A 21034-nucleotide genomic window follows, 5' to 3' on the forward strand; every position below is an offset into this window, starting at 1 on the left:
GACAGAATGTCACCAAAGGAGAAACCCGGTGGAGCCACTGCGCATCGGCGCTCGCGCGTCCCTGATGTCCCTCATGCAGACCGCGCCCCTGATGGCCAAGCTCGGCCCCACTCCCATGCTCTTACGCCCCTTCCATGGTGCGGGAGGCGACCGGGAACGGAACCGCGCACCCCTGGAGGCGGACGGCGGCTTCTCCGAGGAGATCGAGGCTGCCCTGCTCTCCGGCGAGATCGACGTCGCGGTGCACTGCCTCAAAGACGCGCCCACCCACGACACCGCCGGCACCGTCATGGCCGCCTACCTCCCGCGAGACGACCGCCGCGACTCCCTCGTGACCCGCGAACCCGGCCTGAACCTCTTGACTCTGCCGCCAGGTGCACGCATCGGCACCTCCTCCGTGCGGCGCACCGTAGCCCTCAAGCACATCCGACCCGATGTCGAGGTTGTTGCCATGCGTGGCCCCATCAACAGCCGCCTGCGCGCCATGGAACAGGGCGAAGTGGACGGCCTGATCGTTGCGACCTGCTCGATGGAGCGCCTCGGCCAGTCCCACCGGATCGACCACCGCATCCATCCCGAGATCATCTGTCCCCCGCTCGGCGCCGCGATCATCGCCCTCCAGACCCGCGAGGACGACATGGAAACCCGCAAGCGGGTCTTCAAGCTCCACCACGCGGACACCGAGGTCGAGGCCGAGGCCGAGCGGTTGGTCCTCCGTCAGATGGGCGGCTTCTGTAACGCCCCGCTGGCGGGCTACTGCACCACCAACCACCACGACGAGGGCAGCACGTACACCGTTCGCGCCCGCGCGTTCAGCCCGGACGGGAGCGTCACGATCGACGCCCGCATTACCGGCGACGACGCCACGACGGCCGCGCTGGCTGTCTGCGACCTCCTCACCCAGCGCGGGGCGCGCGAACTCGCCACCGCCTGACTCCCCAGACTCCCGCCGTTGGCCCCGAGGCCGGGGCGGGCCGCACCACACCCTGCACCACTCGAACCGATCGAGAGGAGCACCACCGCATGACCATCATGATCGAGAAGCCGAACACCACTACCCGCTCGCGCGACCCGAAGGAACTGCTGAACGCGGTTCAGGACCGGATCGAGCACCTCACCGTGAACATCCTGGACGACGGGATGTCCATCTGGGACCGCGAGGTGGAACTCCTGCTGCGCGACGAGGTCGACACCCGCGAGACGGCCGAGCGCATCCTCGGCAACGCCGTGATGTACATGATCGCGTCGATGGAGCACCCGGACGTGCACATCGGCGTCGGCAAGGTCGTCGACAAGGGCGTACACCAGGTCATCCTCGACACGCCCGTCTACTTCGCGTTCTGCGACCTCTACAACGGGGGCCGGTACAAGCACCACGCCCCCTTCATCAAGCGCCGGACGGATGGCCTGGTCATCCGCACCGCGGACTTCCTCCGCTCCTGCGGGTTCTCGCCGGACACGGAGCTGTGGGCCAAGGACGGCGCCAACTGCTCTCCGTGCGACTCGAAGGTGCCCGACTCCCACTGACGACTGACAGGCGGCTGATCTCACCCGCCGCCCCGACCGATCCGCCCTAGGGTGTGGGCCTCGCCAGCGCGACCGGCGGGGCCCCGCACTCATTTCCACGAAGGACACCAGCATGACCGCACCGCACAACTATGAGCACGAGACGGCCCTCTGGGACGCCTTCGCCGAGAGCGCGTGGAAAGACCCCTCCAACGGCGATCCGGTGCTCCGCTGGACCCAGTACAAAGATCACCCCGCCGACCCGGGCCTGAAGATCCTCGGGAATCCGGCGACCGCCCTGGAGATCGGCAGCGGTACCGGCCGTGCTGCCGCGTACCTTGCCGAGCAGGGTGTGAAGGTCACCGCCGTCGACCTGTCCCCTGTGGCTATCGCCAAGAGCGCCGACCGGTACGGCCACCTCGGCGCCGAGTTCGTGTGTGCGGAGATCCTGGCTCACCTCGCTGGCGGAGAGGCCACCTACGACGCGGTCTATTCAATCTTCGGCGCTGCCTGGTTCGCTGCCCCCGAGCGGCTCTTTCCGCTCGTGGCCGGCACCCTGAACCCGGGCGGCGTGTTCGCCTTCTCCCAGCCGCCTGCGATCCCGGGCGCGTATGGGCCGCAGGGGATGTACAAGGGCGGCTTCGCCGGACCGGCGATGTTCACCTACCGGTACAGCTACACCCCCGAAACCTGGGCGGACTTCCTCCGCGCAGCCGGGTTCACCGATGTCCGCGCCGAGGTTCTCGACGCACCCGAGGCTGACCACATCGGCACGCTCGTCGTTCGGGCCGTCCGGCCATAGCTGGGCCGATCGGCCCATGGCCAAGAGAACAACGCACGTCCTCCTCTGCCCGTAGCGCGTTGCGGAAGCGATCAAAAGCTCGGCAAGGGACAGACCAAGGGCACCTTCTCGCTGGACCAAGCTCCCGAGGAGGTGCCCTTCCTTGTCCGGCGCTGCATCGACCAGCTTCCGTCAGCTGAGTTCCCTTTTCCAGGGCTGCCGACGCTAACGGCAGAAGTCAGCACCAAGTCAGCACGGGACGGGTGATCAGGGGTGTTCAGAGGTGCTTCCAGGTCAGCACCAAGTCAGCACGGGAAAAAACTAGGGGCCCACCCCGGAGGGGGTGGACCCCATCTGACCTGCATGTTTGCCAGATCAGCAGTGCCGTGTTATGGGACCCATCAGACGTTGAAGCGGAACTCGACCACGTCGCCGTCCTGCATGACGTACTCCTTGCCCTCCATGCGGGCCTTGCCCTTGGCGCGGGCCTCGGCGACCGAGCCGCAGTCGACGAGGTCCGCGAAGGAGATGACCTCGGCCTTGATGAAGCCGCGCTGGAAGTCGGTGTGGATCACGCCGGCCGCCTCGGGAGCCGTGGCGCCCTTCTTGATCGTCCAGGCGCGGGTTTCCTTCGGGCCGGCCGTCAGGTACGTCTGCAGGCCCAGGGTGTCGAAGCCGACGCGGCCGAGGGTGGCGAGGCCGGGCTCGTCCTGGCCGACCGACTGGAGGAGCTCCAGGGCTTCCTCGTCGTCGAGCTCGGAGAGGTCCTGCTCCAGCTTGGCGTTGAGGAAGATCGCCTCGGCCGGGGCGACGAGCGCGCTCTGCTCGGCCTTGAAGGCGTCGTCCGTCAGCTCGTCCTCGTCCACGTTGAAGACGTAGAGGAAGGGCTTCGTCGTGAGCAGGTGGAGCTCGTGGAGGAGGTCGCCCTGCTCCGTGCCCTTGGTGATGCCCTTGGAGAAGAGGGTGTCGCCCGCTTCGAGGATCTTCTTGGCCTCGACGACGGCCGCGAGGACCGCGACCTTCTCCTTCTGGAGGCGGGACTCCTTCGTCAGGCGCGGTTCGGCCTTCTCGATCGACTGGAGGTCGGCGAGGATCAGCTCGGTGTTGATCGTCTCGATGTCGTCCTTCGGCGAGACCTTGCCGTCGACGTGGACGACGTTCTCGTCCTTGAAGGCGCGGATGACCTGGCAGATGGCGTCCGACTCGCGGATGTTCGCCAGGAACTTGTTGCCCAGGCCCTCACCCTCCGAGGCGCCGCGCACGATGCCCGCGATGTCGACGAAGTCGACGGTCGCCGGGAGGACCTTCGCCGAGCCGAAGATGCCCGCGAGGACGGCCAGGCGCGGGTCCGGGACACCGACGACGCCGACGTTCGGCTCGATGGTGGCGAACGGGTAGTTGGCCGCCAGCACGTCGTTCTTGGTCAGGGCGTTGAACAGGGTCGACTTGCCGACATTCGGCAGGCCGACGATTCCGATCGTGAGCGACACGTTGGCGACTTCCCGTAGCTGGAGGGGGCGGCGGCCCGGGAGTGGGCCACCGGACAGTTTACTTTCCGATGAGCGGGGGTGGATGTACGCGTGTCCGGGGCCCGATCCGGCCCGCTCCCCGCCTAGTTTGGTGGGGTGGAGCAATACAGCACGCGATCGGCCCCTCACCAGCAGCGACCTCCGGCCCAGCGCCAGGGGCCCCGGCCCGCCTCGGTGCCCGCCCAGGCCGGCGGCGGTCCGCGGCAGTCCTCGCTCGCGCGGCGGATGCCCCGGCCCCGGCTGACCGGGCTCGGTGGCGGGCTGTTCGCTTGCACCGCCATGGTGCTGGTGGGCGGGATCTGCTGGCTGCTGTTCGGTTCCTCGCTCTTCGTCTACGGACTGCTCTTCCTGCCCGTCGCGGCCGCCACCGCGCTCTGGGTCCGGCCCGCCGACCTGATCACCGCACCGATCAGCGTGCCCATCGCCTTCGCCGCCGGAGTGTGGCCCATCTCGGGCGGCTCCGGCGGCATCGGCGGGCAGCTGATGGGGCTGGTGTCCGCGCTGTCCCTGCACGCCGGCTGGCTGTACGCCGGGACGCTGGTCGCCGCGCTGATCGCCGTCGTGCGCAAGGCCGTACTGATCGGCAGGCGGCGGACGCCCCGCCGTCTCACCCCGTAGGTCCGACCTCTATCTGCCCACAGCCTTCGTCGCCTTCGTCGCCTTCGTCGCCTTCTTCGCCACCGTCGCCTTCGCATCCTTCGCCGCCATCGCCGCTCCCACGATGCCCGCGTTGTTCTGCAGCTTCGCCGGGACGATCTCGGCCCGCACGCCCTCGATCAGCGGCAGGAACTTCTCCGGCTTGCGGCTGACTCCGCCACCGATGATGAAGAGGTCCGGGGAGAACAGCATCTCCACGTGCTGGAGGTACTTCTGCACGCGGTGCGCCCAGCGTTCCCACGTGAGGTCGTGGTCCTCCTTCGCCTTCACCGACGCCCGGGTCTCCGCGTCGTGGCCCTTCAGCTCCAGGTGACCGAGCTCCGAGTTGGCGACCAGCCGCCCGTCCGTGAACAGGGCGCTCCCGATGCCCGTCCCCAGGGTGAGCAGGAGAACGGTGCCGCCCCGCCTGCGCCCGGCCCCGTACGTCATCTCGGCGACGCCCGCCGCGTCCGCGTCGTTCAGCACCGTGACCGGCGCTCCGCCCAGCTCGCGCGCGATCAGCGCCGCCGCGTCGACGCCGATCCAGGACTTGTCCATGTTGGCCGCCGAACGGATGACGCCGCCCGTGACCACGCCCGGGAAGGTGACCCCGAGCGGCCCGTCCCAGTCGAAGTGGCGCACCACCTCGCCCACGCACTCGGCCACCCCCTCGGGGGTGGCCGGATGCGGTGTCAGTACTTTGTGGCGCTCCTGAGCCAGGTCGCCGCGCTCCAGGTCCACGGGAGCGCCCTTGATCCCGGTTCCGCCGATGTCCACACCGAAGATCTGCATGGACATACCGTACGAAAGGAGTTACTTGTCGGCGACCAGTTCGGCGGCCTCGGCGCGCAGATCGCGGCGGAGTTCCTTCGGCAGCGAGAAGACGATCGACTCCTCGGCGGTCTTGACGATCTCCACGTCCGCGTAGCCGCGCACCGTCAGCCACTCCAGGACCTCTTCGACCAGGACCTCCGGCACCGAGGCGCCCGAGGTGAGGCCGACCGTGGTGACGCCCTCCAGCCAGGCCTCGTCGATCTCGCTCGCGAAGTCGACCAGGTACGCGGCCTTGGCGCCGGCGTCCTTGGCGACCTCGACGAGCCTGATCGAGTTCGAGGAGTTCTTCGAACCGACCACGATGACCAGGTCGGAGTCGGCGCCCATCACCTTGACGGCGGCCTGCCGGTTCGAGGTGGCGTAGCAGATGTCGTCGCTCGGCGGCGAGACCAGCAGCGGGAACTTGGTCTTCAGCGCGTCGACCGTCTCCATCGTCTCGTCGACCGAGAGGGTGGTCTGGGAGAGCCAGACGACCTTGGACTCGTCACGGACGGTGACCTTCTCCACGTCGTGCGGGCCGTCGACGATCGTGATGTGGTCCGGGGCCTCGCCGGAGGTGCCGATGACCTCCTCGTGGCCCTCGTGGCCGATGAGGAGGATGTCGAAGTCCTCGTTCGCGTACCGGATGGCTTCCTTGTGCACCTTGGTGACCAGCGGACAGGTCGCGTCGATCGTCGCGAGCTTGCCGCGCGCCGCCTCCTCGTGCACCACCGGCGCCACGCCGTGTGCGGAGAACATCACGATGGAGCCCTCGGGCACCTCCTCCGTCCGCTCGACGAAGATGGCCCCCTTCTTTTCCAGGGTCTGGACGACGTACTTGTTGTGCACGATCTCGTGGCGGACGTACACCGGCGCACCGTACTGCTCGAGGGCTTTCTCGACGGCGATCACGGCTCGGTCCACGCCCGCGCAGTAGCCGCGGGGCGCGGCGAGCAGGACACGGCGGGAAGCAGGAGCGGGGGCGGGAGCAGTCATGTGCTCCATCGTACGGGGGTCTCCAGGAGGCCGGGCGTCCCCCGTACGGCACACACTGGCCCGACAGCCCGTACCCCGCACACCTGCCCCTACCCCGGAGGACGGATGGCTTCCGTTACGGATCCCGGCGCGGCGGCGCCCGCGGCGCTGCGGCGCAGCCTCGGCTTCCGGGATCTGGTCGTCTACGGCCTGCTGTTCATCGCCCCCATGGCCCCGGTCGGGGTGTTCGGCACGCTCGATGCGAAGTCGCACGGCGCCGTCGCCCTCGTCTACCTCTGCGCGACCGTCGCGATGTCCTTCACGGCCTTCAGCTACGCGCAGATGGTGCGGGTCGCCCCACAGGCCGGGTCGGTCTTCACGTACGCCCGGAAGGGTCTCGGCGAGGGCGCCGGGCTGATCGCCGGGTGGATGGCGATGCTCGACTACCTGTTGATCCCGGCGGTCGCGTACCTCTTCTCCGGGATCGCGATGAACGCGTTGGTTCCGGAGGTCTCCCGGTGGGTGTGGACGGCCCTGGCCGTGGTGATCACCACCCTGCTGAACCTGTGGGGCGTACGGGCGGCCGCCCGCGTGGGTTTCGCCGTGCTGGCCATGGAGCTGGTGGTCCTGCTCGTCTTCGTGGTCGCCGCGGTGACCGTGCTGGTCGGGGGCGGGGCGCGGCGCGGCTGGTTGTCCCCGCTGACCGGCGACGGCTCGCTCGGCTTCAGCACGGCGGCGGTGCTGGGCGCGGTGTCGGTCGCGGTCCTGTCCTACCTCGGCTTCGACGCGATCGCCTCCTTCGCCGAGGAGGTGACGGGCGGATCGGAGCGGGTGGCGCGGGCGGTGCTGTTCTGCCTGGCGCTGGCCGGGGTGCTGTTCATCGCCCAGAGCTATTTGGCGGCGCTGCTCGTGCCCGTGTCCGCGGCGGAGCTGGCGGCCGAGCCGGAGCTGCAGGGACCGGCCTTCTACGACGCGGTGGAGTCCGCGGTCGGCTCCTGGCTGCACGACCTGGTGGCGGTCAGCAAGGCGATCGGGGCGGCCTTCGCGGCGCTGGCCGGGCAGGCGGCGGCCGGCCGGCTGGTCTTCGCGATGGCCCGCGAGCGGCGGCTGCCCCGGGCGCTCGCCCGGGCCTCGGACGGCACCCCGCGACCCGCGCTGCTGGTGGCGGCCGCCATCACCCTGGTCGCGGCCGTATGGGCGGCCCGGCGCGACGACGGGCTCGACCAGCTGGTGTCGGTGGTGGACGTCGGGGCGCTGGTGGCCTTCACCCTGCTGCACGCCTCGGTGGTGGGCTGGTTCGTGATCAAGCGGCGCGAGGGCCCGCCGAACTGGTTCGGGCACCTGGTGATGCCGGTGCTGGGCGCGGCCGTGACCATCGCGGTGATCTTCGAGGCCTCCTGGACGGCGCAACGGGTGGGGGCGGTGTGGCTGGCGGTCGGCCTGGTCGTGCTGCTCGTCCAGCGCGGCCGCCGGGAAGCGCCCCACGACACCGGCACCGGCACCGGTGTCGGCTCCAGAGCCTGACGCACTGTCGGCGGCGCCGGATAGCCTGCGCACATGGCTCTGAATACGTCGGCCGAGGCGCCGCTGCCGGTAGGTCAGGTGTCCCGGCTCATCGGGGGCTGGATCGAGCGGCTCGGCCAGGTGTGGGTGGAGGGGCAGATCACGCAGCTCTCGCGACGGCCGGGAGCGGGGGTGGTCTTCCTGACGCTGCGCGACCCCTCGCACGACATCTCCGTCAGCGTGACCTGCTTCCGCCAGGTCTTCGACGAGGTCGCGGACGTGGTCTCCGAGGGTGCCCGGGTCGTCCTGCTGGCCAAGCCCGAGTGGTACGCCCCGCGCGGGCAGCTGTCCCTGCGGGCCACGGAGATACGGCCGGTCGGCATCGGGGAACTCCTCGCCCGGCTGGAACGCCTCAAGCGGTCCCTGGCCTCCGAGGGGCTCTTCGCGCCGGAGCGCAAGAAGCCGCTGCCCTTCCTGCCGCAACTGATCGGGCTGGTGGTCGGGCGGGCCTCGGCGGCCGAGCGCGACGTCCTGGAGAACGCCCGGCGCCGCTGGCCGGCGGTCCGCTTCGAGGTGCGCAACGTCGCCGTCCAGGGGGTGCACGCGGTGCCCCAGGTGGTCCAGGCGGTCAAGGAGCTCGACGCCCTGGACGAGGTCGACGTGATCATCGTGGCGCGCGGTGGCGGCAGCGTGGAGGACCTGCTGCCCTTCTCCGACGAGGAGGTGGTCCGGACGGTCGCGGCGGCCCGTACCCCGGTGGTCTCGGCGATCGGCCACGAGCCGGACTCCCCGCTGCTGGACCTGGTCGCGGACGTACGGGCCTCCACGCCCACGGACGCGGCGAAGAAGGTGGTGCCGGACGTCGGCGAGGAGCTGGAGCGCGTACGACAGCTGCAGGCGCGGGGGCTGCGCGCGGTCAGCGGGCTGCTCGACCGGGAGGAGCGGGGGCTCGCGCACGCCCTGGCCCGGCCGGTCTTCGTGCACCCCCAGCGGATGGTGGAGATCCGCGAGGACGAGCTGGACGCCCTGCTGGCCCGGGCCCGGCGCACGCTGGGGCACTTGCTGGACCGGGCCGACTCGGAACTGGCGCACACCCTCGCCCGGGTGGTGGCGCTGTCCCCGGCGGCGACCCTGGAGCGGGGGTACGCCGTGCTGCAGCGGGCCGACGGCCACGTGGTGCGCTCGCCGCGGGAAGTCGCTCCCCACGACGTGCTGCGCGCGCGGGTGGCGGAGGGCACGTTCTCCGTGGAGGTCCCCTCGCCGCACGCCCCGGAAGGTCCGGAGGCCCCCGAGGACGCAACGGTCGCTTCGGAATAGCGACACACGGCCGCAATCACGCGGTCGTACGACACACAGAGGATGGAGTACGGGAATGACAGAGGCCGGAACGGCGCTGGGGTACGAGCAGGCCCGCGACGAGCTCATCGAGGTCGTCCGCAAGCTGGAGGCCGGCGGGACCTCGTTGGAGGACTCCCTCGCGCTCTGGGAGCGCGGCGAGGAGCTGGCGAAGGTGTGCCGGCACTGGCTGGAGGGGGCCCGGGCCCGGCTGGACTCGGCGCTGGCGGCACGCGAGCCGGCCGAGGAGGAGTGACCGGGGAGGAGCGGCCCGGGGTCTGACCGGGGGCTGACCGGAGAGTGAGCCCGGTCACCCGGACGCCGATTTAGTTGAAAATTCATCTACCTCGCCGTAGAGTCTGGGACATCGCTTCACCTCCGTATGGAAGAAGGCTTTCCGATGTCTCTCGTTCTTGACTCCGCCGCGCAGGACCTGCTGTTCCGCGAGGCCCGCACGGCCAACTCGTTCACCGACGAGCCGGTCACCGAGGAGCAGGTCCAGGCGATATACGACCTGGTGAAGTTCGGTCCCACCGCCTTCAACCAGACCCCGCTGCGCATCACCCTGGTCCGCTCCCCCGAGGCCCGCGAGCGCCTCGTGCAGCACATGGCCAAGGGCAACGACGCCAAGACCGCCACCGCCCCGCTGGTCGCGATCCTCTCCGCGGACAACGAGTTCCACGAGGAGCTCCCGCAGCTGCTGCCGCACTTCCCGCAGGCCAAGGACGCGTTCTTCGCCGAGCGCCCGGTCCGCGAGCAGTCCGCGCTGCTGAACTCCGCGCTGCAGGCCGCCTACTTCATCATCGGCATCCGCGCCGCCGGCCTGGCCGCGGGCCCGATGACCGGCGCCGACTTCGGCGGCATCCAGAAGGAGTTCCTGGACGCCGACCACACCCCGATCATGGTCATCAACATCGGCAAGCCGGCCGCCGAGGGCGCCTGGTTCGACCGCTCCCCGCGCCTGGGCTTCGACGAGGTCATCACCACCGTCTGATCGGCGCCGACGCCGCCGCAGCACGCGCAGAAGGGCCGTGCGCCCCGGGATTCCGGGGCGCACGGCCCTTCTCGCATGCACGTACTGCACAGGTTCCGCGAGGCCCCGCCCCCGCACGGGTTCCGTGCAGGGGCGCTCGGCCCCGACCGCCCTGCGCGGTCCGCTCGCCCTGCGCGGCCTACTTGCCCTGCTTGAACTCCAGCGCCGCCGCGAGCGCACCGAGCTGCTCGAAGGAGGCCGTGCCGGTCACCACCGTGACGTAGCCCTGCTCCTGCCGCACGAGGGCGTCGTACTTCTCGCCGTCCCAGCGCTCCCAGGCCAGGTCGCCGACCTGCTGCGTCTGCCCGGTGGCCGTCGCGTGCTGGGTGACCTTGGCGAGGTACTTCGCCGAGGTGTCCGTGGACTGCTCCACCGCCGCGTACTGCCGCTCCGGGTCGAGGAAGCCCAGGTGCCAGGCGCTGGCGTTCTTGCGCTCGTACGTCACCGAGGTCGCCCGCCACTGCTCCGGGAGCCCGACGGGGGCCGCCACCGGATACGGGGCCGCGCGCCGGGCCGTCACGGTTTCCACCCGGTAGTCGACCGTCCGCGTCGGGTCGGCCTCCTCGTCATGCGGGACGAAGAGGTAGATCCCGGCGACGACGATGCCGATCACCCCCAGCGACCGGACCATGTCCCAGACCGTCTGCTTGCCTTTCATACCTGCCACGGGACCCATCGTCCCGCATCGCGGGGCGGCGATCACCGCCGGGGTCGCGGTGCGGCGCGCGTCGGCGGACCCTGGAGAGTCCCGGAACATCCCGGAAGGTCACGGAAGGCCCGGGAAGTCCTGGGGGACCGCAAGACGTCCGCTCAGGACAATCGACTGACCGATATGCCGCTCATACGTGACCCGCCCTGCTCAATATGTCGACGTACCGATAGAGTTCCAGCACCCTCACTTCCCGGCCGTCGCCGTACAGAAAGGTGCGCTCCGATGACCGAGCACAACCTGCCGCCCCAGCTCGAAGTCTCTCCGGAGGCCCCCGACCGCAACCTCGCACTGGAACTCGTACGGGTCACCGAGGCCGCAGCCATGGCCGCGGGCCGGTGGGTCGGACGCGGTGACAAGATCGGCGCGGACGGTGCCGCGGTCAACGCGATGCGCACCCTGATCTCCACCGTCTCGATGAACGGCGTCGTCGTCATCGGCGAGGGGGAGAAGGACGAGGCCCCCATGCTCTTCAACGGCGAGCGGGTCGGCGACGGCACGGGCGCCGAGGTCGACATCGCCGTGGACCCGATCGACGGCACCACCCTGAACGCCAAGGGCATGCCGAACGCCATCGCCGTCCTGGCGGCCGCCGACCGCGGCACCATGTTCGACCCGTCCGCGGTGTTCTACATGGAGAAGCTGGTCACCGGTCCCGAGGCCGCCGACTTCGTCGACATCAACGCGCCCGTCTCGGTGAACATCCGCCGGGTCGCCAAGGCCAAGAACATGGCCGTCGAGGACGTCACCGTGGTCATCCTGGACCGCCCCCGCCACGAGGGCATCGTCAAGGAGATCCGCGAGACCGGCGCCCGGATCAAGTTCATCTCCGACGGCGACGTCGCGGGCTCGGTCATGGCCGTGCGCGAGGGCACCGGCGTCGACCTGCTCCTCGGCATCGGCGGCACCCCCGAGGGCATCATCTCGGCGTGCGCCATAAAGTGCCTCGGCGGCACCATCCAGGGCAAGCTCTGGCCGAAGGACGAGGCCGAGCGCCAGCGCGCGCTCGACGCCGGTCACGACCTCGACCGCGTCCTGACCACGAACGACCTGGTGTCCGGCGAGAACGTCTTCTTCGTCGCCACCGGCATCACCGACGGCGAACTGCTGCGCGGCGTGCACTACCGCTCGGAGACCGCGACGACGTCCTCGCTGGTCATGCGCTCGAAGTCGGGCACGATCCGACGGATCGACTCCACGCACCGCCTGTCGAAGCTGCGCGCGTACAGCGCGATCGACTTCGACCGCGCGCACTAGCCACCGGCGTGAGGAAGCGAGAGGGGCGGTCACCGCGTGCGGCGGGACCGCCCCTCTCGCACACCCACGTCCGGCGTCCTGCGTCCGGTGTCCGGCGTCCTGGAGGTCGACCACGGGCGACCCGCGACCGGCGGCCCGCGACCGGTTCAGCCCGCCGCGGCGATCGGGCCGGCCCCCGGGGCCTGGCGCAGCTCGGCGGCCCTGCGCCGCATCCGCGCCAGCACCACGCGGCGCTCGGCCGCGGTGAGCCCGCCCCACACCCCGTACGGCTCGGGCTGGAGCAGCGCGTGCTCCCGGCAGGCGACCATCACCGGGCAGCGGGCGCAGACGCGCTTGGCGGCCTCCTCGCGGGAGAGCCGGGCCGCGGTCGGCTCCTTGGACGGCGCGAAGAAGAGCCCCGCCTCGTCACGGCGGCACACCGCCTCCGCATGCCATGGGCCGTCCTCCGCCCTCGCCGGCACCCGCGGCTTCGGCACGGCCGCCGCACGCCCCGGAAGACTCTGGACGGCGGCTACCTGCAAGGACTGATGCGGCGGATGCGGCACGGTCTACTCCTGACGACGTATACGTGAGCGAGAGACGACGCACCTGTCCCTACCCGCTGTAGGCGCCCCTATGCACCACGCGCCACGGGCCGCCGGGGGTTCGTCCGAAACGAGACCCCGCCGGGCGGCCGTCACCCCGCGGGTGCGACCCAGTCGGGATCCCGCCCGAGGAAGGCCAGCAGGCGCGCCGCGGCGCCGTCGTCCGCGCCGGGCGCCAGGGAGCGGACCGGACCGTAGGCGAAGCCGCGCAGGGGGTCGACGAGGACCTCGGCGGCCGGGCGCAGGGCGGCGGCCAGCGCGTCGGTCAGGCCCGGCGGGCGGCCCGTGGCGACGGCAATGTCCCAGGCGTGCACGGCGGCGTCGAGGGCGGCGGCGCCGATGGCCGTCTCGGCCGGTACGAAGAAGGGCGGCAGCGGCACGGGCACCTCGACGTCGCCGGGGGTGACCCCGGCAAAGGCCTCGGCCGCGGCCGCGAGCGCCGGGTCCAGCAGGCCCGCCGGGGTCCCGGCCAGGGCTCCGGAGGGGGCGAAGGGGTCCTCGGCGGGTCCGGGCCCACCGGTCAGCCGGGCGGCGTAGGCCAACTGGTCGCCCGCGGCGTGCTGGAGGACCTGGGTGACGTTCCATTGCGCGCAGGGGGTCGGGCGGTGCCAGCCATCGGCGGGTACCCCCAGGGCGGCCTCGCGCAGCGTCGCGTACGCCTGGTCGAGCAGTTCCCACTCGGTCGTCGTCATGGTCCGGACCCTAGTGCTGTGACCGGGCTGGCCGTCGGCCGAATTCCGTCGGATCCGCAGCCTCGTCAGGCCCTGTGGGCTCAGCCGTCCAGGCGCTTGCGCAGTTTGCGGGCCAGGTCCACCAGTCGGGCACCGAGCTTGGGTCGCGCCTCGATGTTGCCCAGCAGGGCGAAACCCCGCACGATCACCACCGGCGCCTGCGGATCGCTCTCGCCGCGCCCCTCGCCGCGCACCTCGAAGTTGCCGAGGACTCCGCTGCCGTAGCCGCGCAGGGTGACGTTCTCCGGGACCAGGACCTCGACGTTGCCGAGGACGCAGGTCACGTTGATCTCGGTGACCTGCTGTTCGAAGACCGCCTCGGTGAGGTCGATGTTGATGTCGCCCATGACCGAGATCGCGCGGGTGTGCGGGCCCGGCCGCCAGCGGCCCTTGCGGGCGGAGCTGCTGCACACGGCCACTATGGTCTCGGCGGGGCCGCCCGGGGCGGTCGCGGGAGCCGCGTAGGCGGACGGGGCATGGGCGCCGCCGGGCGCGGGCAGATCCCGTACGAGCACCTCCAGCTCGCCGACGGTCTTGACCGCGTAGAGCGTGTCCAGGCGGTCGGAATGCTCCTCGGCCGTCAGTCGGCCCTCGGCGAGGGCCTCGCCGAGGATCTGCGCGATCCGGTCCCGGTCCGCGTCGGAGGCGCGCAGCTCGGCGGGGGCGGCGCCCGCGGGAGCGGATGCGGGGGCGGCGGGGTGCTTTTCCAGGTCCACGACGCCCAGCATAGCCAGACACGATAGATCGCGATACTGCCGAGTGAGCCTTACCTCACAGACACGCCCCCGGGGAGAGGTCCTACGCTGGTTAGCCGCGCTGCCAATTGGTCGTCAGCGCCGTCTGCCGAGTGAGGAATGACTGCCGTCATGCCAGAGTTTGCGTACACCGACCTGCTGCCCCTGGGCGAGGACACCACCCCGTACCGGCTGGTGACCGCCGAGGGCGTGTCCACCTTCGAGGCGGACGGCCGTACGTTCCTCAAGGTGGAGCCGGAGGCGCTGCGCAAGCTCGCCGAAGAGGCAATCCACGACATCCAGCACTTCCTGCGCCCCGCGCACCTCGCACAGCTGCGTCGCATCATCGACGACCCCGAGGCCTCCGCGAACGACAAGTTCGTCGCGCTCGACCTCCTCAAGAACGCGAACATCGCGGCGGCCGGCGTCCTGCCGATGTGCCAGGACACGGGCACGGCGATCGTCATGGGCAAGCGCGGCCAGAACGTCCTCACCGAGGGCGGTGACGAGGCCGCCCTCTCCCGCGGCATCTACGACGCCTACACGCGGCTGAACCTGCGCTACTCGCAGATGGCCCCCCTCACCATGTGGGAGGAGAAGAACACCGGCTCGAACCTGCCCGCGCAGATCGAGCTGTACGCGACCGACGGCGGCGCGTACAAGTTCCTCTTCATGGCCAAGGGCGGCGGCTCGGCCAACAAGTCCTTCCTCTACCAGGAGACCAAGGCGGTCCTCAACGAGGCCTCCATGATGAAGTTCCTGGAGGAGAAGATCCGCTCGCTCGGTACGGCGGCCTGCCCGCCCTACCACCTGGCGATCGTGGTCGGCGGCACCTCCGCCGAGCACGCGCTGAAGACCGCCAAGTACGCCTCGGCGCACTACCTGGACGAGCTGCCCCGCGAGGGTTCCCCGCTGGGCCACGGCTTCCGCGACGAGGCCCTGGAGCAGCAGGTCTTCGAACTGACCCAGAAGATCGGCATCGGCGCGCAGTTCGGCGGCAAGTACTTCTGCCACGACGTCCGCGTCGTGCGCCTCCCCCGGCACGGCGCGTCCCTGCCGGTCGCCATCGCCGTGTCCTGCTCGGCGGACCGCCAGGCCACCGCGAAGATCACCGCCGAGGGCGTCTTCCTGGAGCAGCTGGAGCGGGACCCCGCGCGCTTCCTGCCAGAGACCACGGACGAGCACCTGAACGAGGCCTCGGACGTCGTCTCCATCGACCTGAACCAGCCGATGGACGACATCCTGGCGACGCTCACCGAGCACCCGGTCAAGACCCGGCTGTCGCTGACCGGCCCGCTGGTCGTGGCGCGCGACATCGCGCACGCCAAGATCAAGGAGCTGCTGGACTCGGGCGCCGAGATGCCGCAGTACCTGAAGGACCACCCGGTGTACTACGCCGGCCCCGCGAAGACCCCCGAGGGCTACGCGTCGGGCTCCTTCGGCCCGACCACGGCCGGCCGCATGGACTCCTACGTCGAGCAGTTCCAGGCGGCGGGCGGCTCCAAGGTCATGCTGGCCAAGGGCAACCGCTCCCAGCAGGTGACGGACGCGTGCGGCCGGCACGGCGGCTTCTACCTGGGCTCGATCGGCGGGCCGGCGGCGCGCCTGGCCCAGGACTGCATCAAGAAGGTCGAGGTCCTGGAGTACGAGGAGCTCGGCATGGAGGCGGTCTGGAAGATCGAGGTCGAGGACTTCCCGGCCTTCATCGTGGTCGACGACAAGGGCAACGACTTCTTCCAGAACCCGGCCCCGGAGCCGACCTTCACCCACATCCCGGTCCGCGGTCCGGGTCTGTAGCGCGACGGCCGGGAGCCCGGGGCGTTGCGACGCCACCGGGCACCCGGCCGACCGGGAGGACAGGACGTGCACACCCAGAGCGCCCCGTTCGTGCTGCGCGCATGGCAGGGCGGGGAGAAGGACGAACGCCGCCGGATCGAATGGGAGGGGAAGTCCCCCGAGTGGGGTGAGATCACCGTGGCTTCGTTGCCGCATGCGCGGGACGATGTCCGGTCCACCGAGGTCGCCGGTCACCACATCCCCGAGGCCGTCTTCGAATCGCGCGGCATGCACGTGACGACAACCCAGCGGCCGACGCTGAACGGGGCGACGTTGCGCATCGGGGACGCCGTGGTGTACCTGAAGCGGAACCGGTGGGGAGCCACGCATCGGGGCCGCGCCCTGCACATGAAGCACGCCGGCGACCGGTACCGGCTCTGGGCGGTCAACCGCCGGGAGTACGTCCTCATGCGCGAGGCGGACAACGAGGACCGCGGTGTCACCGTCAAGGTCAAGGAATCCGGCATCGCCAAGTGGAAGCGCGTCGACGTGAACGTGGCCGGCCGGGCCCTCGGGGCCGACATCGCGCTCGCCCTCGTCTTCGCAGGGGTCGACCGGTCCGTACTGACCAGGCGGGGGGCCGTGCGTGCGGGCCTCTCGCGGGTCTTCCACGTGGCGGCGGACTCCGCCCTGGGGTGACCGGGGCCGCGATGACCTGAGGGCCCCTCCCCCGTTCGGGGGAGGGGCCCTCAGGCATCTCCGCCCATCGGCAGATGGCAGGCCGGCGGGCGCCCGGCGAGGCTGTTCCCGTAGTCGAACGGGTCGCCTGCGCCCTTGGCCCCGCGGCCGACGTCGTAGTCACGGCGTCGGGCCCACCAGGTACCGGGCCTCAACGGGGGTGGCCCGGTACCCCGTCTTCCGCGGCCGCCACTTCGGCGATCGTCAGCCCGTACATCCGGCGCAGCCGGGCGATCGGCACCCCGTCGGGGCCGCCGACCGGCAGGTGGACCGCGCCTTCGCAGGACGGCGTACATCTCCTGTTCCGGCATCCGAGCAGCATGCGGCACCGGGCCGGTCACCGCATCCGGATAACGTCTGTCCCATGAACCGGCAGTCCATGCTCCCCGCCACCGCGCTCCCCGCCACCGCCCGCGCCGTCCGGGTCATCGCCCACCGCGGGGCCTCCCACGAGCACCCCGAGCACACCCTCGCCGCCTACCGGCAGGCCATCGCCGACGGGGCCGACGCGCTCGAATGCGACGTGCGCCTCACCGCCGACCACAAGCTGGTGTGCGTGCACGACCGGCGAGTAAAGCGGACCTCCGACGGCCGCGGGGTGGTCTCCGAGATGACCCACGCACAGCTGTCCGCGCTCGACTTCGGCGGCTGGAAGGGCGCGGAGCACCGGGGGGCGCAGGTGCTGCTCTTCGAGGACCTGCTGAAGGAGGCGCTGGCCGCCGGCCGCCCCGTCGGGCTGGCCGTGGAGACCAAGCACCCCACCCGCGCCGGCGGCCGGCTGGAGGCCGAACTCGTACGGGTCCTGAAGGACCACGGTCTGGCCGACGGCTCGTCGGGTCTGGTCGAGGTCATGAGCTTCTCGCGCAACGCCCTGATCAGGCTGAACCGGCTCGCGCCCGGCCTGCCCGCCGTCTACCTGATCGAGCGGCGGCTGCGGCCGCTCCGGCCGCCGTTCGCGGGGCACGCCGGGCCGGGCATCGATCTGGTCCGCAAGGATCCGGGGCTGGTGGCGCGGCTGAAGGCGAAGGGGCTGCGGGTGCGGGTGTGGACGGTCGACGAGCCCGAGGACGTGGAGCTGTGCGTCCGGCTCGGCGTGGACACGATCATCACCAACCGGCCCGGGCAGGTGCGGGAGCAGCTGGCGGGCATCTGACGCGCGGCCCGTCGGCGGGACCGGTACGGGAAACACCCGGCCGGGGTGCGCCGGCCGGGTGTGGGGGGCTGCGGGTGCGGGGGCTGCGGGTGACGGGGGCCGCGGGTGCGGGGCGGTTACACGAAACGCTGGTCGGCCGACCCGTTGCAGGTCTGCAGGCGCAGCGGCTCGTGGGCGGCGGCCACCGTCAGGCACATGCCCGGGGCGGCGGCGGGGCGGAAGGTGGCGCCGTCACGGACGAACTGCTGGTTCGCGCCGCCGTGGCAGTTCCAGATGATCAGGCCGGTGCCGGAACCGTAGCGGGCGCCGGGGACGTCGAGGCAGCGGTCCTGGGTCAGTTCGATGTGGACGGACTTGCGGACGCCGTCGTACCACCAGCCCTGGTTGCGACCGCCGTGGCAGTCCCATCCGGCGATCTTGGTCTCGTTGGTGCTGGAGCCGCCGAAGGAGTCCAGACAGTTGCCGGTCGCTTCGTTCTTGAGGGCCTTGAACTTGTCGTCCCAGGCGCCGGCCTGCAGGACGGGCGTCCCGGTGCTCGCGGGGTCGGCGCAGGAGGCCTCGCGCAGACCCGAGTCGTAGAGCTGGGTCAGGCAGGACGCGAAGGCGCCGTGGCCGCGGTAGTTGGGGTGGAAGGACTGGCGGGCGGTGTTCTCGTCCCACGGAAAGTGGTCCCCGAGGTCCAGATAGAGGCCGCGGGCCCAGGTGTCCTCCATGCAGACCTCGTGGCCGTGGAAGAGCCGCGAGTTGTCCAGGTAGACCGCGCCGGAGGCGAGGGCCGCGGCGCGCACGCCCTTCTCGAAGGCGGGCACCGCGTGGTTGCGGCCCCAGGCGGCGTCGGAGTCGTATCCGGCGCAGCCGCCGGGGAGCTTGCCGGGGAAGTTCGGGTTGTCGTAGAAGTCGGGCCCGATGGGACTGGGGTAGCCCATCACGACGAGCTTGTAGTCGGAGTCGGCGTAACCGGCGTCGCGCATGACGGTCTTGAGGTCCGCGACCGTGGCCTCCACCTTGGGCTTCAGCCCGTCGACGCGCGCCGGCCAGCCGGGCCCGTACTTGGGCTCGCAGGTGCCCTGGATGAGCACCCAGCGGGTCACGCAGTCGGTCATGACCGGGCCGAACTGCAGGTCGTCGTTGGCCCCGGCGACCAGCAGGACCATCTTGATCTTCGTGTTGCGCGCCTTGACGGCCAGGTTGTCGCTCTGCACCAGCTCGTCGGCGTACTGCTTGGTGCCGCCGATCCTGATGTTGCCGGTGTAGCCGCCGGAACAGGCGACGTTGAAGGTCAGGTCGGCCGGGATGCCGGTGCGGTGGATCGCCGCGTCCGGCGAACGGTGGCACTGGTTGTTCGGCGTGTTGGTCGCGGGGTCGTAGGTGCCGACGCCTTCGCCCGAAATCTCGCTGTCGCCCAGCGATATCAAGCCGGTTTTGCGCTCGTTCAGCGGACGTACGGCAGGATCGCCGTAGATCTTGGTCGCCTCCGCGGCCCGGACGGCCTCCAGCTCGGGCGACAGCGGCACTGCAACGGCCCCCGAAGCGGGCGCCGCCTGGGCCATGGGGGTGACGGCGGTGGCACCCCCCAGGCCGGCCGCGATCGCCAGGACGGCGGCGAAGGTAGATCTGAGCATTGGTCTCGTACGGACACGTGCCATGGAACGCCTCCCCGGATATGGGTGTTACCCCCGGTATTTACTGGCCGGTAGGGGAGTTGGGAACACTTCGAACAAGACAATTGCTCAAGTTTTTGAGGAGGCCATAGAAATGACGGATGACCAGCAGGCCGACGCGTTCCGGACCGAGCACGACTCCATGGGCGACGTACGGGTACCCCGGCACGCCAAGTGGCGGGCCCAGACCCAGCGCGCGGTGGAGAACTTCCCCATCTCCGGGCAGCGGTTGGAGCGCGCCCACATCGAGGCGCTCGCCCGGATCAAGGCCGCCGCGGCCGTGGTGAACGCGAAGCTCGGCGTGGTGGACCAGGACCTCGCCGACGCGATCCGCTCCGCCGCCGCGGAGGTCGCGGACGGCCGCTGGGACGACCACTTCCCGGTGGACGTCTTCCAGACCGGCTCCGGAACCTCGTCCAACATGAACGCCAACGAGGTGATCGCCACCCTCGCCACCGAGCGCCTGGGCCGCGAGGTCCACCCCAACGACCACGTCAACGCCTCGCAGAGCTCCAACGACGTGTTCCCGTCGTCCATCCACATCGCCGCCACCGCCGCCGTCACCGGCGAGCTGATCCCGGCCCTGGAACACCTGGCGGCGGCGCTGGAGCGCAAGGCGGACGCGTTCGCCCAGGTCGTCAAGGCCGGGCGGACCCACCTGATGGACGCCACCCCGGTCACCCTCGGCCAGGAGTTCGGCGGGTACGCCGCCCAGATCCGCTACGGCATCGAGCGACTGCGGGCGGCCCTGCCGCGATTGGCCGAGCTGCCGCTGGGCGGCACCGCCGTGGGCACCGGCATCAACACCCCGCCCGGGTTCTCCGCCGCGGTGATCGCCGAAGTCGCCGCCACGACCGGGCTGCCGCTGACCGAGGCCCGCGACCACTTCGAGGCGCAGGGGGCCCGGGACGCCCTCGTGGAAACCTCCGGAATGCTCCGCACGATCGCCGTCTCCCTCACCAAGATCTCCAACGACCTCCGCTGGATGGCTTCCGGACCGCGCACCGGTTTGGCCGAAATCAATCTCCCGGATCTCCAGCCGGGCTCCTCGATCATGCCCGGGAAGGTCAATCCGGTGGTCCCGGAGGCCGTTCTGATGGTCGCCGCACAGGTCATGGGGAACGACGCGACCGTCGCCGTGGCGGGCGCGGCCGGCAATTTCGAGCTCAACGTGATGCTCCCGGTGATGGCCAGGAACCTCCTCGAATCGATCCGGTTGCTCGGCAGCGCGAGCCGTCTGCTGGCCGACCGCACGATCGACGGGATCACCGCCAACGAGGCCCGGGCCAGGGAATACGCCGAGTCCTCGCCCTCCGTGGTCACCCCGCTCAACCGCTACATCGGCTACGAGGAGGCCGCGAAGGTCGCCAAGAGGTCCCTCGCCGAGCGCAAGACGATCAGGGAGGTGGTCCTGGAGTCCGGTTACGTGGAGCGCGGCGCCCTCACCCTGGAGCAGCTCGACGAGGCCCTCGACGTGCTGCGCATGACGCGTCCCTGACCCGTCCGGGCGCACCCGCGGACGGGGGCCGGATCCGGTCGATCGTCACCGCCGAACCCCCCCGGTGACCTGCGCCGCAGCG

General features: G+C 70.8%; 22 protein-coding genes. 13 read left to right on the forward strand and 9 right to left on the reverse strand.

All coding sequences use genetic code 11. The annotated features are described in order from the left end of the window. Positions 1–28 precede the first annotated feature (28 nt). The 3 genes from hemC (at position 29) to ACIQK6_RS24050 (ending at position 2308) form a co-directional block, all read left to right on the forward strand. Entirely contained in the window at positions 29–934 is a 906-nt protein-coding gene (gene hemC, locus ACIQK6_RS24040; protein ID WP_393721254.1) for a hydroxymethylbilane synthase, read from the forward strand. 89 nt (positions 935–1023) lie between these two features. Next, positions 1024–1527 (forward strand): hypothetical protein, encoded by a 504-nt coding sequence (locus ACIQK6_RS24045; protein ID WP_393721255.1) that lies wholly within the window; start codon positions 1024–1026, stop codon positions 1525–1527. Between the two features lie 112 nt (positions 1528–1639). Further along, positions 1640–2308 carry a class I SAM-dependent methyltransferase gene (locus ACIQK6_RS24050; RefSeq protein ID WP_393721256.1) on the forward strand — a complete coding sequence of 223 codons (669 nt, stop codon included), beginning with the start codon at positions 1640–1642 and terminating at the stop codon, positions 2306–2308. A 380-nt stretch (positions 2309–2688) separates the two neighbouring features. On the opposite strand, the gene ychF is transcribed toward ACIQK6_RS24050, so the two are convergent. Further along, positions 2689–3777, reverse strand: a complete 1089-nt coding sequence (gene ychF, locus ACIQK6_RS24055; RefSeq protein ID WP_329099287.1) for a redox-regulated ATPase YchF — start codon at positions 3775–3777, stop codon at positions 2689–2691. Positions 3778–4041: 264 nt separating this feature from the next. Between ychF and ACIQK6_RS24060 the strand changes: the two genes are divergently transcribed. Further along, complete coding sequence (locus tag ACIQK6_RS24060) at positions 4042–4434, forward strand: DUF6542 domain-containing protein (RefSeq protein ID WP_402695474.1); 393 nt, start codon at positions 4042–4044, stop codon at positions 4432–4434. Positions 4435–4443: 9 nt separating this feature from the next. On the opposite strand, the gene ppgK is transcribed toward ACIQK6_RS24060, so the two are convergent. After that, positions 4444–5244, reverse strand: coding sequence for a polyphosphate--glucose phosphotransferase (ppgK, locus tag ACIQK6_RS24065; protein WP_402695405.1), 801 nt, complete (start codon positions 5242–5244; stop codon positions 4444–4446). Positions 5245–5265: 21 nt separating this feature from the next. Next, positions 5266–6270, reverse strand: coding sequence for a 4-hydroxy-3-methylbut-2-enyl diphosphate reductase (locus ACIQK6_RS24070; protein ID WP_030012188.1), 1005 nt, complete (start codon positions 6268–6270; stop codon positions 5266–5268). A 96-nt stretch (positions 6271–6366) separates the two neighbouring features. Between ACIQK6_RS24070 and ACIQK6_RS24075 the strand changes: the two genes are divergently transcribed. The 4 genes from ACIQK6_RS24075 (at position 6367) to ACIQK6_RS24090 (ending at position 10072) form a co-directional block, all read left to right on the forward strand. Next, complete coding sequence (locus ACIQK6_RS24075) at positions 6367–7764, forward strand: APC family permease (RefSeq protein ID WP_329099290.1); 1398 nt, start codon at positions 6367–6369, stop codon at positions 7762–7764. A gap of 33 nt (positions 7765–7797) precedes the next feature. After that, positions 7798–9060: an exodeoxyribonuclease VII large subunit gene (gene xseA, locus ACIQK6_RS24080; RefSeq protein ID WP_402695406.1), complete on the forward strand. Its 1263-nt coding sequence runs from the start codon at positions 7798–7800 to the stop codon at positions 9058–9060. Positions 9061–9115: 55 nt separating this feature from the next. Further along, positions 9116–9334, forward strand: a complete 219-nt coding sequence (locus tag ACIQK6_RS24085; protein ID WP_030385819.1) for an exodeoxyribonuclease VII small subunit — start codon at positions 9116–9118, stop codon at positions 9332–9334. Positions 9335–9478: 144 nt separating this feature from the next. Further along, complete coding sequence (locus ACIQK6_RS24090; RefSeq protein WP_329099292.1) at positions 9479–10072, forward strand: malonic semialdehyde reductase; 594 nt, start codon at positions 9479–9481, stop codon at positions 10070–10072. Between the two features lie 178 nt (positions 10073–10250). Here the strand turns inward: ACIQK6_RS24090 and ACIQK6_RS24095 are convergent, their stop codons facing one another. Next, positions 10251–10769 carry a DUF4245 domain-containing protein gene (locus tag ACIQK6_RS24095; RefSeq protein ID WP_329107682.1) on the reverse strand — a complete coding sequence of 173 codons (519 nt, stop codon included), beginning with the start codon at positions 10767–10769 and terminating at the stop codon, positions 10251–10253. Positions 10770–11045: 276 nt separating this feature from the next. Here ACIQK6_RS24095 and glpX point away from each other — a divergent pair, with 276 nt between their 5' ends. Further along, the gene (glpX, locus tag ACIQK6_RS24100; RefSeq protein ID WP_030011229.1) at positions 11046–12077 is read left to right on the forward strand and encodes a class II fructose-bisphosphatase; all 1032 of its coding nucleotides are present in this window, start codon (positions 11046–11048) and stop codon (positions 12075–12077) included. Positions 12078–12223: 146 nt separating this feature from the next. Here glpX and ACIQK6_RS24105 read toward each other — a convergent pair whose 3' ends face one another. The 3 genes from ACIQK6_RS24105 to ACIQK6_RS24115 form a co-directional block, all read right to left on the reverse strand. Continuing rightward, positions 12224–12622: a WhiB family transcriptional regulator gene (locus tag ACIQK6_RS24105; protein ID WP_373297353.1), complete on the reverse strand. Its 399-nt coding sequence runs from the start codon at positions 12620–12622 to the stop codon at positions 12224–12226. A gap of 131 nt (positions 12623–12753) precedes the next feature. Further along, positions 12754–13353, reverse strand: coding sequence for a TIGR03086 family metal-binding protein (locus ACIQK6_RS24110; RefSeq protein ID WP_402695407.1), 600 nt, complete (start codon positions 13351–13353; stop codon positions 12754–12756). A gap of 80 nt (positions 13354–13433) precedes the next feature. Next, a complete protein-coding gene (locus ACIQK6_RS24115; RefSeq protein ID WP_329099294.1) occupies positions 13434–14108 on the reverse strand; it encodes a DUF1707 domain-containing protein in 675 nt (224 codons plus the stop codon). Between the two features lie 150 nt (positions 14109–14258). On the opposite strand from ACIQK6_RS24115, the gene ACIQK6_RS24120 reads away from it, so the two are divergent. After that, entirely contained in the window at positions 14259–15923 is a 1665-nt protein-coding gene (locus ACIQK6_RS24120) for a fumarate hydratase (RefSeq protein ID WP_329099295.1), read from the forward strand. A gap of 66 nt (positions 15924–15989) precedes the next feature. Then, entirely contained in the window at positions 15990–16601 is a 612-nt protein-coding gene (locus ACIQK6_RS24125; RefSeq protein WP_329099296.1) for a hypothetical protein, read from the forward strand. A 190-nt stretch (positions 16602–16791) separates the two neighbouring features. On the opposite strand, the gene ACIQK6_RS24130 is transcribed toward ACIQK6_RS24125, so the two are convergent. Then, entirely contained in the window at positions 16792–16962 is a 171-nt protein-coding gene (locus tag ACIQK6_RS24130; protein ID WP_329099297.1) for a hypothetical protein, read from the reverse strand. Between the two features lie 42 nt (positions 16963–17004). On the opposite strand from ACIQK6_RS24130, the gene ACIQK6_RS24135 reads away from it, so the two are divergent. Beyond that, complete coding sequence (locus ACIQK6_RS24135; RefSeq protein WP_402695408.1) at positions 17005–17793, forward strand: glycerophosphodiester phosphodiesterase; 789 nt, start codon at positions 17005–17007, stop codon at positions 17791–17793. A 116-nt stretch (positions 17794–17909) separates the two neighbouring features. On the opposite strand, the gene ACIQK6_RS24140 is transcribed toward ACIQK6_RS24135, so the two are convergent. Then, complete coding sequence (locus tag ACIQK6_RS24140; protein ID WP_402695409.1) at positions 17910–19415, reverse strand: ricin-type beta-trefoil lectin domain protein; 1506 nt, start codon at positions 19413–19415, stop codon at positions 17910–17912. 133 nt (positions 19416–19548) lie between these two features. Between ACIQK6_RS24140 and ACIQK6_RS24145 the strand changes: the two genes are divergently transcribed. Continuing rightward, on the forward strand, positions 19549–20952 hold the full coding sequence (locus ACIQK6_RS24145; protein WP_329099300.1) for a class II fumarate hydratase: 1404 nt from the start codon (positions 19549–19551) through the stop codon (positions 20950–20952). Positions 20953–21034: the final 82 nt, after the last annotated feature.

The sequence above is a fragment of the Streptomyces sp. NPDC091682 genome (genome assembly GCF_044756625.1).
Classification (GTDB): domain Bacteria; phylum Actinomycetota; class Actinomycetes; order Streptomycetales; family Streptomycetaceae; genus Streptomyces.